The sequence below is a fragment of the Oceanibaculum sp. genome, assembly GCF_022449305.1.
Taxonomy (GTDB): domain Bacteria; phylum Pseudomonadota; class Alphaproteobacteria; order Oceanibaculales; family Oceanibaculaceae; genus Oceanibaculum; species Oceanibaculum indicum.
Window position 1 is genome coordinate 41,228 of sequence record NZ_JAKUSO010000003.1, and the last position, 12,559, is coordinate 53,786.

The 12,559-nt window shown below is 67.2% G+C and carries 13 protein-coding genes; 7 read left to right on the top strand and 6 right to left on the bottom strand.

The genetic code is table 11. The features are described from left to right. Nucleotides 1-3 precede the first annotated feature (3 nt). Nucleotides 4-777, bottom strand: coding sequence for a sterol desaturase family protein (locus tag MK313_RS01700; protein ID WP_287779884.1), 774 nt, complete (start codon nucleotides 775-777; stop codon nucleotides 4-6). A 133-nt stretch (nucleotides 778-910) separates the two neighbouring features. Between MK313_RS01700 and MK313_RS01705 the strand changes: the two genes are divergently transcribed. From MK313_RS01705 to MK313_RS01730, 6 genes are all read left to right on the top strand, one after another. After that, a complete protein-coding gene (locus MK313_RS01705) occupies nucleotides 911-1,693 on the top strand; it encodes a gamma-glutamyl-gamma-aminobutyrate hydrolase family protein (protein WP_287779885.1) in 783 nt (260 codons plus the stop codon). A 39-nt stretch (nucleotides 1,694-1,732) separates the two neighbouring features. Beyond that, a complete protein-coding gene (locus tag MK313_RS01710; RefSeq protein ID WP_287779886.1) occupies nucleotides 1,733-2,440 on the top strand; it encodes an FAD-binding oxidoreductase in 708 nt (235 codons plus the stop codon). Between the two features lie 27 nt (nucleotides 2,441-2,467). Next, entirely contained in the window at nucleotides 2,468-3,172 is a 705-nt protein-coding gene (locus tag MK313_RS01715; RefSeq protein ID WP_287779887.1) for a fumarylacetoacetate hydrolase family protein, read from the top strand. 5 nt (nucleotides 3,173-3,177) lie between these two features. Further along, nucleotides 3,178-3,972, top strand: a complete 795-nt coding sequence (xth, locus tag MK313_RS01720; RefSeq protein WP_287779888.1) for an exodeoxyribonuclease III — start codon at nucleotides 3,178-3,180, stop codon at nucleotides 3,970-3,972. A gap of 19 nt (nucleotides 3,973-3,991) precedes the next feature. After that, entirely contained in the window at nucleotides 3,992-4,531 is a 540-nt protein-coding gene (locus MK313_RS01725; RefSeq protein ID WP_287779889.1) for a hypothetical protein, read from the top strand. Between the two features lie 82 nt (nucleotides 4,532-4,613). Then, nucleotides 4,614-5,813, top strand: a complete 1,200-nt coding sequence (locus tag MK313_RS01730) for a phosphoglycerate kinase (RefSeq protein ID WP_287779890.1) — start codon at nucleotides 4,614-4,616, stop codon at nucleotides 5,811-5,813. Nucleotides 5,814-5,820: 7 nt separating this feature from the next. Here MK313_RS01730 and MK313_RS01735 read toward each other — a convergent pair whose 3' ends face one another. The 4 genes from MK313_RS01735 to MK313_RS01750 form a co-directional block, all read right to left on the bottom strand. Continuing rightward, nucleotides 5,821-7,185 (bottom strand): NAD(P)H-dependent oxidoreductase, encoded by a 1,365-nt coding sequence (locus MK313_RS01735; protein ID WP_287779891.1) that lies wholly within the window; start codon nucleotides 7,183-7,185, stop codon nucleotides 5,821-5,823. An 11-nt stretch (nucleotides 7,186-7,196) separates the two neighbouring features. Next, the gene (locus tag MK313_RS01740) at nucleotides 7,197-7,991 is read right to left on the bottom strand and encodes a phytanoyl-CoA dioxygenase family protein (RefSeq protein ID WP_287779892.1); all 795 of its coding nucleotides are present in this window, start codon (nucleotides 7,989-7,991) and stop codon (nucleotides 7,197-7,199) included. Nucleotides 7,992-8,023: 32 nt separating this feature from the next. Beyond that, nucleotides 8,024-8,698, bottom strand: a complete 675-nt coding sequence (locus tag MK313_RS01745) for a GntR family transcriptional regulator (RefSeq protein WP_287779893.1) — start codon at nucleotides 8,696-8,698, stop codon at nucleotides 8,024-8,026. 76 nt (nucleotides 8,699-8,774) lie between these two features. Next, entirely contained in the window at nucleotides 8,775-9,833 is a 1,059-nt protein-coding gene (locus MK313_RS01750) for a MaoC family dehydratase (RefSeq protein WP_287779894.1), read from the bottom strand. 67 nt (nucleotides 9,834-9,900) lie between these two features. Between MK313_RS01750 and pdxY the strand changes: the two genes are divergently transcribed. After that, entirely contained in the window at nucleotides 9,901-10,773 is an 873-nt protein-coding gene (gene pdxY, locus MK313_RS01755; RefSeq protein ID WP_287779895.1) for a pyridoxal kinase, read from the top strand. Between the two features lie 104 nt (nucleotides 10,774-10,877). On the opposite strand, the gene purH is transcribed toward pdxY, so the two are convergent. Next, the gene (gene purH, locus MK313_RS01760; RefSeq protein WP_287779896.1) at nucleotides 10,878-12,464 is read right to left on the bottom strand and encodes a bifunctional phosphoribosylaminoimidazolecarboxamide formyltransferase/IMP cyclohydrolase; all 1,587 of its coding nucleotides are present in this window, start codon (nucleotides 12,462-12,464) and stop codon (nucleotides 10,878-10,880) included. Between the last annotated feature and the right edge of the window lie 95 nt (nucleotides 12,465-12,559).

The following is a 12,559-nucleotide window of genomic DNA, read 5'->3' on the forward strand; positions in this document are numbered from 1 at the left end:
ACGTTACGATTTGCGGAACGGCCGGGCCAACAACTCGGCAAAGCCGCCGTCGCGCACTTCCCCTTCCAGGCCTATCTCCATATCCAGCCGCCGCAATTGCGGATTGCGCGACCCGAACAGCCTGTCCCACAGGCTAAGGATGGTGGCGTAGTTGGAATCCGTATCCCGGCGCACCGCGTGATGATGCATCCAGTGGATCGAGGGCGTGACCACGATACGCGCCAGCACCTTCTCCAGCCTCTCGGACAGGCGCAGGTTGGAGTGGTGGAAGATCGAGGCCATCAGCACCAGTGCCTCGAACACCAATACCGAGGCCAGCGGAATATCGAACAGCATGATGATGGCCGCCCGCGCCAGCGCCGACAGCAGCACCTCGCCGAAATGGAAGCGCACCGCCGAACTCGCATCAAGGAAGCGGTCGAGGTGATGCACCGCATGGAAGCGCCAGAGCAGCGGCAGCTCATGATTGGCGCGGTGCCACCAGTAGATCAGGAAATCCAGCAGCAGGATGTCGGCGAGCAGGGCCCAGCCGCCGCGCAGCGCCTCCGGCCGCCAGCCCAGCGTATGCTGGCTGGCCCACAGCGAAACCGGTATGACGATGAGCGGCGACAGGCCGGCATTCAGCAGCCACAGCCCGGCATTGCGGGCGAGGCGCGGCAGGCCGCGCGCTTCCACTGGCCGGTCGGCGGCGGGCAGCAGCCTTTCGCCGATCAGGAACAGCGCGATCCAGAGGCCGACGGCAATGCCTTTCCAGGCCAGCAGGGTCTCGATGGGCAAGGGCGGCTCCATACAGAAATATATGATCAGAGATAGTCCGCCCACCCGCCTGTGGCCACTCACGAGCGCGGGAGCGGTTAAAGACCGTGCCACCCCTTGCCCTGACGGGTCTGGAATGCTAGCTGAATCATCCATGACAAAGCGCGACATGCCACCGCTGATCGGCGTCTCCGCCTGCCGCAAGCAGCCGGGCGAGCTGCCCGTCCATACGGTGTCGGAGAAATACATCACCTGCGTCACCGATGCGGCCGGCGGGATGCCGCTGCTGATTCCGGCGCTGGCCGAACGGCTGGATTTGCCGGCTTTGGCGGAGCGGCTGGACGGCTTGCTGCTGACCGGCAGCCCGTCCAATGTGGAGCCGCATAATTACGGCCGGCCGGACCTCGACCCCGGCGATGCCTGCGACAGCGGGCGCGATGCCACGACGCTACCGCTGATCCGCGCGGCGATTGCCGCTGGCGTGCCGGTTCTGGCGATCTGCCGCGGCATCCAGGAGCTGAATGTGGCGCTGGGCGGCAGCCTGCACCAGCACATCCAGAACATGCCGGACAAGCTCGATCACCGGATGCGCCGCGATGTCGATTTCGACGCCAAGTACCGTCCGGCCCATCCCATCGACATCACCGAGGGCGGCGTGCTGCACAAGCTGCTGGGCACGCGCCGGGTGCTGGTGAATTCGCTGCATGCCCAGGGCATCGACCGGCTGGCCGAAGGGCTGGCGGTGGAGGCGGTGGCGCCGGACGGCATTGTCGAGGCGGTCAGCGTGACCGGCGCCAAGGCCTTCGCGCTGGGGGTGCAGTGGCACCCGGAATGGCCGGTGCCCTACAATGCGGTATCGCAGGCGCTGTTCGAGGCGTTCGGTGCGGCCTGCCGGGCGCGCGTCGCGGCCCGCTTCGGCACGCTGAGCGCGGCCTGACCGGTGGCGGGTGCAGCACAGCGGGAGCGGCTTTGCCGCGTGCTTGAGGTCACGCCGCTGGCGCGGGCGACCAGCCTGATCCGGCTGATGCCGCAGGACGAGGCGCCGTTCGATTTCCGACCCGGCCAGTATGCGTCCCTTGCCTTTCCCGGCCAGCCGCCGCGCGATTATTCGCTGGCCAGCCGGCCGGACGAACCGCATATCGACTTCCACATCCGGCAGGTCGGCGAGACCGGCCCCAGCGCCTATGCCCAGGCGGCGCTGCATGCCGGCGACCCGGTGCGGCTGGAAGGGCCATTCGGGCAGGCCTACTGGCGCGAGGAGCATGACGGGCCGATGCTGCTGATCGGCGGCGGCACCGGCCTTGCCCCGATGATCGCCATTGTGGAAACCGCGCTGGCGGCGGGCGTGGAGGCACCCGTCCATCTCTATGCCGGTTTCCAGGACGAGCCGGATATCTATTACGAAGACAGGCTGCGCGCGCTGGAAGCGCGGCACGGCAATTTCACCGCCACCTATGTGTTGTCCGCACCGGAAGAAACCACGAATCGCCGCACCGGCTTCGTGCATCTGGCGGTGGCCGAGGATCATGCGGATTTCGCTGGCTTCAAGGCCTATATGGCGGGCGCGCCGGTTATGGTGGAGGCGGCTGCCGCAATGCTGGTTGCGCGCGGCATGAAGCCGGCCGATATTCATGCCGATCCGTTTTACGGCGCATCCGATCCGGCCGCTGCCCGGCGTGCCTGACTGTCTTTCATCCAGCGAGGATTTCCGATGAGCTTCGTCATTCCCGCACCGGCCCAGACCATCCTTCCGGTCGAGGGCGAGCAGGGCGGCTTCCCGGTCCGCCGCATCTATTGCGTGGGCCGCAACTATGCCGCCCATGCCCGCGAGATGGGGCATGATCCCGACCGCGAGCCACCCTTCTTCTTCATGAAGCCGGCGGACGCCATCGTGCTGTGCCCGAAGGGCGCGGGCGCCCCGGTCGAGGCGCCTTTCCCGGTGGCGACCGAGGATCTGCACCACGAGATCGAGATGGTGGTGGCGCTCGGCAAGGGCGGCAAGGACATCCCCGCCGACAAGGCGCTGGAGCATGTCTATGGCTATGCCGTCGGCATCGACCTGACGCGCCGCGACATCCAGGCGGTGGCGAAGAAGATGGGCCGGCCCTGGGACATGGCGAAGGGCTTCGACCATTCCGCCCCCTGCGGTCCCATCCTGCCGGCGGCAAAGATCGGCCACCCGTCGAAGGGCCGCATCCAGATTGCCGTGAACGGTACGGTGAAACAGGATGCCGATATCGGCGACATGATCTGGAATGTGCCCGATACCATCGCCTACCTCTCCACCCTGGTGGAGCTCTTCCCCGGCGACCTGATCTATTCCGGTACGCCGGAGGGTGTGGCGCAGGTGAAGCGCGGCGAGGTCATGGAAGGTAGTGTCGAGGGCGTCGGCGCGATTGCCGTGAAGCTGGTGTAAGGAAGATGGCGCTCAGGATCGCGACCTGGAACATCAACTCCGTCCGGCTGCGGATGCCGCTGCTGCTGCGCCTGATGCAGGAACAGCAGCCCGACATCATCTGCCTGCAGGAAACCAAGGTCGAGGACGACAAGTTCCCCTTCGAGCCGATCCGCGCGGCGGGCTATGTCCATACCGCCATTGCCGGCATGAAGAGCTATAACGGCGTCGCGATCCTGTCGCGCCGACCCTTCGCCTTCGAGGGGCCGCGCCACTGGTGCGACAAGGAAGATTGCCGCCATGTCAGCGTCACGCTGGAGGACGGCACGGAGGTGAACAATTTCTACATCCCGGCCGGCGGTGACATCCCCGACCCGGAGAAGAACGACAAGTTCGCCCACAAGCTGCGCTTCCTGCGCGAGATCACCGGCTGGTTCGAGGGCTTGAAGGGCGACGGCAAGCGCCGCGTGCTGGTCGGCGACCTGAACATCGCGCCGCTGGAGCATGATGTCTGGTCGCACAAGCAGCTGCTCGACGTGGTCAGCCACACGCCCATTGAGGTCGATCTGCTGGGCAAGCTGCAATCGAGCCTCGGCTGGGTCGATGCGGTTCGCCATTTCGTTCCCGAAACGGAAAAGCTCTACAGCTGGTGGAGCTACCGCGCGAAGGATTGGGAGGCGTCCGACCGCGGCCGCCGGCTGGACCATGTCTGGGTCACGCCCGATCTGGCGCCGACCCTGGCCAGCCAGACAATCCTGAAGCCGGCGCGCGGCTGGGAGAAGGCATCGGACCATGTGCCGGTGCTGGTCGATCTGAACTAGCGGCGCGGGAACAGGGGCGATGGCGACGGAACTGCGCTATCAGGGCGAGGCGATCCGCGCGGACTATATCCGCGCCGCCATCGGCCTTGCCTTCGCCCTCCTGCCGTTGCTGCTGATCCCCGGCATCCACTGGATCTTCGCGCTGATCCTGGGGGCACTGGGGCTGCTGTTCCTGATCTTCGGGGTGCGCACTTACTTGCGCGGACGCACGCGCGTGCTCGCTGACGAGGACGGGCTGACGGTGGTGGATCACCGCCGCCGCCACCTGCCCTGGCAGGCGCTGGAAGAGGTGAAACTGGCCTATTTCTCCACCCGCCGCGACCGCTCGCAGGGCTGGATGCAGCTTACCCTCATCGGCAATGGCACGAAGATCAGCCTGGATTCGCCGCTGGAGCATTTTCACGAGATCGCGGAGGAGGCCGCCCGTCATGTCCGCGACCGGCACCTGCCGGTCAGCACCTCCACGGTGCTGAATTTCGAATCGCTGGGCATCCACGGGCTGAAGCCGGCCGACCCACTCGCCGGTCGAGGCGGCCCGAGCGGTCAGGGTGAGGGCTGAGCCGTCGCCCCATTTACAAGCTACCCTGCCTTGTGCTTGTTAAGCGCCCGATTGTATTCCCGTAACGCCGCAGGACGAATTCATGGCCCGTTTCAAGACAATCGACGACCTCGCTGTCGCCGGCAAGCGCGTGCTGGTGCGCGCCGATCTCAACGTGCCGATGCAGGACGGCAAGGTCAGCGACGCCACCCGCATCGAGCGGCTGGCCCCGACCTTGCTGGAGCTGGCGGACAAGGGAGCGAAGGTGATCGTGCTGTCGCATTTCGGCCGGCCCAAGGGCAAGCCGGACGCAGCCTATTCGCTGCAGCCGCTGGTCGCCCCGCTGTCGGCGGCGCTGGGCGGGCGCCCGGTCGCTTTCGCAGGGGACTGCGTGGGCGCGGCCGCGAAGGCCGTGGTGGACGGGCTGGCCGATGGCGGCATCGCGCTGCTGGAGAACACCCGCTTCCATGGGGGCGAGGAGAAGAATGATCCGGACCTCGCGAAGGCGATGGCGGAGCTGGGCGATCTCTATGTGAACGACGCCTTCTCGGCGGCGCACCGCGCGCACGCCTCGACCGAGGGCATCGCCCGCCTGCTGCCCAGCGCCGCCGGGCGGCTGATGCAGCAGGAGCTGGAGGCGCTGGAAAAGGCGCTGACCAGCCCGCAGCGCCCGGTCATGGCTGTGGTCGGCGGCGCCAAGGTCTCGACCAAGCTGGACCTGCTCGGCAACCTCGTCGCCAAAGTGGACAAGCTGGCGATCGGCGGCGGCATGGCCAACACCTTCCTGTTCGCCAAGGGGGTGGAGGTCGGCAAATCGCTGTGCGAGCGTGACCTTGCCGACACCGCACGCGAGATTCTGGCGAAGGCTGAGGCGGCCAACTGCACGATCCTGCTGCAGACCGATGCCGTGGTGGCCGATGCGCTGGCCGAGGGCGCGAAGACGGCAGTGGTCGGTGTCGATGCCGTGCCGGCTGACCGCATGATCCTCGATATCGGCCCGAAGACGGCGGAGGCCTGGCAGGCCGAGATGGCAGACTGCCGCACGCTGGTGTGGAACGGCCCGGTCGGCGCCTTCGAGACTGCGCCCTTCGACGCCGGCACGGTGGCGCTGGCCCGTGCGGCCGCGACGCTGACCAAGGCCGGCACGCTGCTCTCCGTCGCCGGCGGCGGCGATACGGTGGCCGCCCTCAACCATGCCGGGGTGGAGGAGAGCTTCTCCTACGTCTCCTCCGCCGGCGGCGCCTTCCTGGAATGGCTGGAAGGCAAGACCCTGCCGGGTGTCGCCGCGCTGATGCAGGGGTGAGCCGGCTCTACTCCGCCGCCCGCGTTTCGTCGGCACCCCCGGCATAGCGCCGTTCCATCGCCCGGCGGTAGGTGGTGGCCTCGTCCTCCTTGGCCTCGACATCGGCCCAGGTGACCGGCTGGCCGGCCTTTACCGGGCGGGTCAGCCTGATGCCGTGGGCGAGGCCGATGGGCACGCCACCCAGCTTCAGCGAGGTCTCGGCCGGCAGCAGCTTGCCCCAGACCGTGTAGCCGCCCTCGCCATCCAGCGTCTCGCCGGGGGCAAGGTCGCGCTTGGATGTGGCCACCACATCGCCACGGAAGGCGCGCGGCTGGCCGGTCGCTTCCTTGCGTAGCGCGGCGTTGGCGACCGAGATGCCGAGTTCCAGCCCGATCAGGTGGAAGGGCTTGTACATCGAGGTATAGACGCCGCTTTCATCGGTCAGCAGCCCGTACTGCGCGAAGCAGTCATGGACATACTGGTTGGCGCCCTTGAACACGACATAGACGCCCCAGCGCAGGTCGCGGAACACGTCGCTGCCGTCGCGGTTCAGGCTGGAGACGACCTCCACCATGCCTTCGCCCTCCAGCACGCCGCCCTTGGCCTTCGGCCGCAGAACGTCATGCAGCGCATCGACCCCGGCGGGCGGGAACAGCAGCCCGTCCGAGGGCGGAGTGAGGCCGCAGGCATTGGCGACGGCGGCCATCTCGATGCCCGACTTGGTGCCATCGACGAAGGAGTTGAACATCTGCGGGTTAAAGTCGCCCTTGGCCAGCTGCTCCTCGGTGAAGCCGAAATGCTCCCACACCGTCTGCGGCGTGGACTGGTGATAGGAAGGCAGGTATTTCGTCCCCTTGCCGGCGGCCACCACCTCGAAGCCGGAGGTCCGCGCCCAGTCCACCATCTCGGCGATCAGCGCCGGCTGGTCGCCATAGGCAAGGGAATAGACGATGCCGGCCTTGCGGGCTTCCTCCGCCAGCGCCGGGCCGGCCAGCGCGTCGGCCTCCACGTTCACCATGACGATATGCTTGCCCTGCCGGCAGCATTCCAGCACATGGCGGATGCCGGCGGCGGGGTGGCCGGTGGCATCGACGATCACCTCGATACCGGGGGAGGATATCATCGCCATGGTGTCGTCGGTGATGTGCGTCTTGCCGGTCTTCAGCGCCTCTTCGATGGAGCGTGCGCCGAACTGCGCCTCCGGCCAGAAGGTGCGCTTCAGCGAGGCGCGCGCCCGGTCGGGCGACAGGTCGGCAACGGCGGCGATCTGCATACCCGTCGTCAGCCGCGCCTGCGCTAGGAACATGGAGCCGAACTTGCCCGCCCCGATCAGCCCGACCGTGACCGGGCGGCCTTCGGCGGCGCGCTGTTGCAGCATGCTGTGGAGGTTCATGATCTTTCCCCTTACTCGGCGGCCGTGCGGCGGTGCGCCAGCAGGCAATCGTCGCTTTCCAGCTCAATCGGGGTGAAGTCGCGGTGCGCGATGTACTCCGGCCGCTTGAACTGGCGGATCGCATTGTCGGTGCGGTTGGCCGTCACATAGACCACCCAGCGGTCCCAGGGCGACATGTTGCTGGTCGAACCATGCACGATGCAGCCATGGAAGAACAGCGCGCTGCCCGGCCCGCCCTTCGGGGCGACGATGCCGCCCTCAGCCACCAGCTGGCGGATCGTGTCATTGTTGATGACCCAGAGCGGATAGGAGGTGGTGGACAGATCGTGCGCTGCCGGAATCGCTCCCTTGCGGTGGCTGCCGGGAATCAGCATCAGCGGGCCGTTATACTCGTTCACCTCGTCCAGATAGACGGCGAAATTCATCGCGCGCGGCTCCGGCATCTGGTCGTCGGCCTGCCAGGTGCCGTAATCCTGGTGCCACTGCCAGACATCGCCGTCGAAGGCCGCCTTGCCATTGATCTTGAACTGGTGGATATAGACCGGCCCGCCAAGCAGCTGCTGCGCTGGCCCGATCAGGCGGGGATGACGCGAAACCTTGCCATAGACATCATTGTAGGTGTGCGCGGCGAAATTGGTGCGCACCTTGCCGGAGCCGCGCTCGCGCACATTCTCCGGCCGGTCCTGGGCGAACAGTGCCGGCACCTCGCCCTTCATGACGGCGATTTCCTCGGCGCTGAACAGATCGGGGATGAAGACATAGCCGTCGCGCTCGAACTGGTCGAGCTGCTCCTGGGTCAGTTGCATGGCGTTTCCTCCTCTGTGATTGATGCGCGGTCTTACGCCGCGTCGGTCTGGCCGCCCTGTTTCAGGGCGGCGATAAGCTCTTCGGCGGCCCGGGCGGTATGGGCGCGGGCCAGCGCCTCGGCGCGGTCGCCATCGCCGGCGATCACCGCCTCCAGAATGGCGTCGTGTTCGTCCCAGACATCGCGGGCGCGGCTCTGGGCGCGCAGCACGCTGCCCATGATCCGGCGGCTGTGCTGCATATGGGTGGAGATCGCATCCTCGATCAGCGGATTGCCGCTCAGCGCATAGAGGAAGCGGTGGAAGGCCAGATCCTGCGCGGTGCGCTCGGCGACGCTGCCGGTCTCGGCTATGGTGCGCCCGGCGGCGATCAGCGCCGGGCCATCGGCGCGGGCACGCTCAGCGCTCCGTTCGGCAGCGGCGCGGGCCGCCAGCCCGTCCAGCGCGCCGCGAACCTCATAGACATGGGAGATCGCGGCCGCATCCAGCGGCACAACGCGCAAGCCACGCCGCCCGGCCTCTTCCAGGAAGCCCTGGCGCTTCAGCAGCATCAGCGCCTGGATCACCGGCTGGCGCGAGACATTCAGGCCGGCCGCCAGCTCCTCCTGCGTGACGCGCTGCCCGGCTTGCAGCTGGCCGTCGCAGATCGCGTCCAGAATCGCGTCATAGACGCGGTCGGCGAGCTGCGGCTGCAGGGCGATCGGCTTCATTTGCATACTGTATACAAACGAGCGTCACGCCGAGAGTCAAGCCATCTTATCGAACGCTGATGTAGGGGCGGGTCGTCTATCCTCGTCGGGGCATCAGCACCCAATAATCGAGATCAAGCACGATGGACGGAGCGTCGTCCTCGGCACCGGGAAAATCGCCGCAGGGGCGGTCCTTCGCGGCCACAGTGCGTAGCCGCAGCGCGCCGACATCTGTGCGCCCCGGGATCGGCTGGCGGTCCAGTACTTCGCTCCAGGCATAGATCGTGTCGCCGGCGAAGCTGGGCGCGGCATGCCGACCGCCATTGATGGCGGCGATGAAGGCGGCGTTGGCCAGCCCGTTGAAACTCAGCGCGCGGGCCAGCGACATCACATGCCCGCCATAGACCAGCGGCTGGCCAAACCGGCTGCCCTGCGCCAGATGCCGGTCGAGATGCACCCGCGCGGTATTCTGGTAGAGCCGGGTGCCCATCATATGCTCGGAGTCACCGATGCTCATGCCGTCGATATGGTCGATCCGTTCGCCCACCGCGTAATCCTCCCACAGATGGGGGGAGCCAGCGGCCTCCGTGTCGTAACCGCTGAAATCCGCACCCGCCGGCACGGTCAGTGCATCCACGGGGACCAGCGACGGCAGGTCGGGCACATCGGTTCCGGGCGTTGCCGCCTTTTCGTTCCGCTTACGGACCATTACCCAGCGGTTCCAGCTGACGACATTCTCGTCATACTGGTTGCGGGTGAGGGAACGCACATAGACAATGCCGGCCTTGCCATCGGAGGTCGGGCGCAGGCCGGTCACCTCGGAGACGGTGGACAGCGTGTCGCCCGGATAGGCGCGGGTCTCGAAACGCAGATCGGCATAGCCCAGATTGGCGATGGCGTTCACCGAGATGTCCGGCACCGTCTTGGCGATGGCGATGTGGAAGACCAGCAGATCGTCCAGCGGCGCACCCAGCAGGCCGATGGTGCCGGCGAAGCCGGCGGTGGACTGTACCGGGAAGCGGCTGCCGGTCAGTGCCAGGTTCAGCGCCACATCGCCGGTGGTCACGGTGCGCGGGGTGGCGTGGCGGAAGCTCTGGCCGAGGCGGAAATCCTCGAAGAAATTGCCGGCGCTGGATTTCGATTGGGCGGAAGTCATATCGGCTGTCCGGTTATGGGCGCTGTCGCGGGGGACTATTCATGAGGCGTGCCGGCATGGCAAGCTTGTGGCCCGCCTTCTCCGCTTTCCGGTCCCGCCGATGAATGTGCTCTCCATCCAGTCCGCCGTCGCCTATGGCCATGTCGGCAATGCCGCCGCCCAGCCGGCGCTTCACCGGCTGGGTCATACGGTCTGGCGGGTCGATACGGTCACCTTCTCCAACCATCCGGGGCACGGGAAGTTCGCCGGCCAGGTGCGCCCGGCGGCGGAGGTCGCGGCGGTGCTGCAGGGGCTGGCCGATCTGGGCGTTCAGGATCAGTGCGGCGCTATCCTGTCCGGCTATCTGGGGGAGGCCGCTACTGCCGAGGCCATCGCCAAGACCGTTACGCAGGTGAAACGGGCGAACCCGCAGTCTGTCTATCTGCTCGATCCGGTGATGGGCGATGCGGGCCGTGTCTATGTGCGCGACGGCGTGCCCGACGCGATGGCCAAAATGCTGCTGCCGCTGGCCGACATGATCGCGCCCAACGCGTTCGAGCTGTCGCTGCTGACGGACCAGCCGGTGACAGACAAAGACAGCGCCGTCGCGGCGGCGCGGCGGCTGATCGCGCGCGGGCCTTCTCTCGTGCTGGCGACCGGGCTGCGGCTGGAAGGCGGCAAGGTTGCGACGCTGGCGGTAACAGAGGCGGAAGCGCATGCCGTCACCGCGCCCTGGCTCGACCGGCCGGTGTTCGGCACGGGCGATTTGTTCGGCGCGTTGTTTCTCGGCCACTGGCTGGCAGCGCCGGGCGATGCGGTGCGCGCGCTGCGGCTGGCCGCCAGCGGCATGGCGGAGGCCATCGCGGCGACTGAGGCCGCCGGCAGCCTGGAGCTGGCGCTGATCCCCAATCTGGAGCGCATCTGTCACCCACCGGCGCTGCTGCCGGCGGAGCGTGTCTAGGTTTACTCTCTCGTCATCCTCGGGCTCGACCCGAGGATCCATGCAAACCTCACCGTTCGCTGGATGGTCGGGTCAAGCCCGACCATGACGATCATTGAGAATCCTCAGTGCCGGAAATGGCGCATACCGGTGAAGACCATGGCGATGCCGGCCTCGTCGGCGGCGGCAATCACCTCATTGTCGCGCATCGAGCCGCCCGGATGGATGACGGCGGTGGCCCCGGCCTCGACCGCGGCCAGCAGCCCGTCGGCGAAGGGGAAGAAGGCGTCGGACGCCACGACCGAACCGCGCGTCAGCGGCTCCGTCTCGCCGGCCGCTTCCGCCGCGTCCTGCGACTTGCGGGCGGCGATGCGGGAGGAATCGACGCGGCTCATCTGCCCGGCGCCGATGCCGACGGTGGCCCCGTCCTTCACATAGACGATGGCGTTCGACTTCACATGCTTGCAGACGGTGAAGGCGAACAGCAGGTCGGCGATTTCCTTCTCGGTCGGCTGGCGCTTGGTCACCACCTTCAGGTCGGAGGCCGTGATATGGCCATTGTCGCGGGTCTGCAGCAGGTAGCCGCCGGCCAGCGAGCGCAGCGTCATGCCGCCGGCGTGCGGATCGGGCATGCCGCCGGTCAGCAGTAGGCGGAGATTCTTCTTCTTCGCCAGCAGCTCCTTCGCCTCATCGTCGGCGTCCGGCGCGATGACAACCTCGGAGAAGATCGAGGAAATCTGCTCCGCCGTGGCGGCGTCCAGCGTGCGGTTCACCGCGATGATGCCGCCAAAGGCGCTGACCGGGTCGCAGCGCAGCGCGCGCGCATAGGCCTCGGCGACGTCCTTGCCCTGCGCCACGCCGCACGGGTTGGCATGCTTGATGATGGCGACGGCGGGCTCGGTGAACTCGGAGACCAGCTCGAAGGCGGCGTCGGTGTCGTTCAGATTGTTGAAGCTCAGCTCCTTGCCCTGCAGCTGCGTCGCCGTGGCGATGCCGATGCGCGGCGCGCCGCCGGTGTAGAAGGCAGCCTGCTGGTGCGGGTTCTCGCCATAGCGCAGCACCTGCTTCAGCTCGCCGCCGATGGCGATGCGGCGCGGGAAGGTGTCGCCAAGCTGGCCGGCGAACCAGGTGGAGATCGCCGCGTCATAGGCGCCGGTGCGGGCATAGGCGGCGGCGGCGAGCTTCTTGCGCAGCGCCAGCGAGATGGCACCCTTGTTCTCCGCCATTTCCTGCTTCAGCGGGGCATAATCGGCGGGATCGACCACCACGGCGACGAAACCGTGATTCTTCGCCGCCGCGCGGATCATCGCCGGGCCGCCGATATCGATATTCTCGATGGCCTCGTCGAAATCCGCACCCTTCGCGACCGTCGCCTCGAACGGATAGAGGTTGACCACCAGCAGATCGATCGGCGCGATGTCGTTGGCCTCCAAAGCCTGCACATGCTCGGGCAGGTCGCGGCGCGCCAGCAGCCCGCCATGGATGGTCGGGTGCAGCGTCTTCACGCGGCCGTCCATGATCTCTGGGAAGCCGGTATGGTCGGCGACCTCCGTCACCGGCACGCCGGCGGCGGCCAGCGCCTTGGCGGAGCCGCCGGTGGACAGGATCTCCACGCCATGGCCGGCCAGGAACTGCCCCAGCTCGACCAGCCCGGTCTTGTCGGAAACGGAAATCAGCGCGCGGCGGATGGTTACCAGATCGGCGTCGGCCATGGGTCGCTCCAGCGGTCGGGAATGTTGCGGCACCGTCTAGACCATGCGGGCGGGCGAGACAAGCGCCGGATCGCCGCAGCCGCTGATATACGGCG

Excerpts from the sequence above, each read along its gene's own strand:
- MK313_RS01705 (WP_287779885.1), top strand. The coding sequence starts at position 911 with ATGACAAAGCGCGACATGCCACCGCTGATCGGCGTCTCCGCCTGCCGC.
- MK313_RS01735 (WP_287779891.1), bottom strand. The coding sequence starts at position 7,185 with ATGAACCTCCACAGCATGCTGCAACAGCGCGCCGCCGAAGGCCGCCCG.
- MK313_RS01715 (WP_287779887.1), top strand. The coding sequence starts at position 2,468 with ATGAGCTTCGTCATTCCCGCACCGGCCCAGACCATCCTTCCGGTCGAG.
- purH (WP_287779896.1), bottom strand. The coding sequence starts at position 12,464 with ATGGCCGACGCCGATCTGGTAACCATCCGCCGCGCGCTGATTTCCGTT.
- MK313_RS01725 (WP_287779889.1), top strand. The coding sequence starts at position 3,992 with ATGGCGACGGAACTGCGCTATCAGGGCGAGGCGATCCGCGCGGACTAT.
- xth (WP_287779888.1), top strand. The coding sequence starts at position 3,178 with ATGGCGCTCAGGATCGCGACCTGGAACATCAACTCCGTCCGGCTGCGG.
- MK313_RS01740 (WP_287779892.1), bottom strand. The coding sequence starts at position 7,991 with ATGCAACTGACCCAGGAGCAGCTCGACCAGTTCGAGCGCGACGGCTAT.
- MK313_RS01750 (WP_287779894.1), bottom strand. The coding sequence starts at position 9,833 with ATGACTTCCGCCCAATCGAAATCCAGCGCCGGCAATTTCTTCGAGGAT.
- MK313_RS01745 (WP_287779893.1), bottom strand. The coding sequence starts at position 8,698 with ATGAAGCCGATCGCCCTGCAGCCGCAGCTCGCCGACCGCGTCTATGAC.
- MK313_RS01730 (WP_287779890.1), top strand. The coding sequence starts at position 4,614 with ATGGCCCGTTTCAAGACAATCGACGACCTCGCTGTCGCCGGCAAGCGC.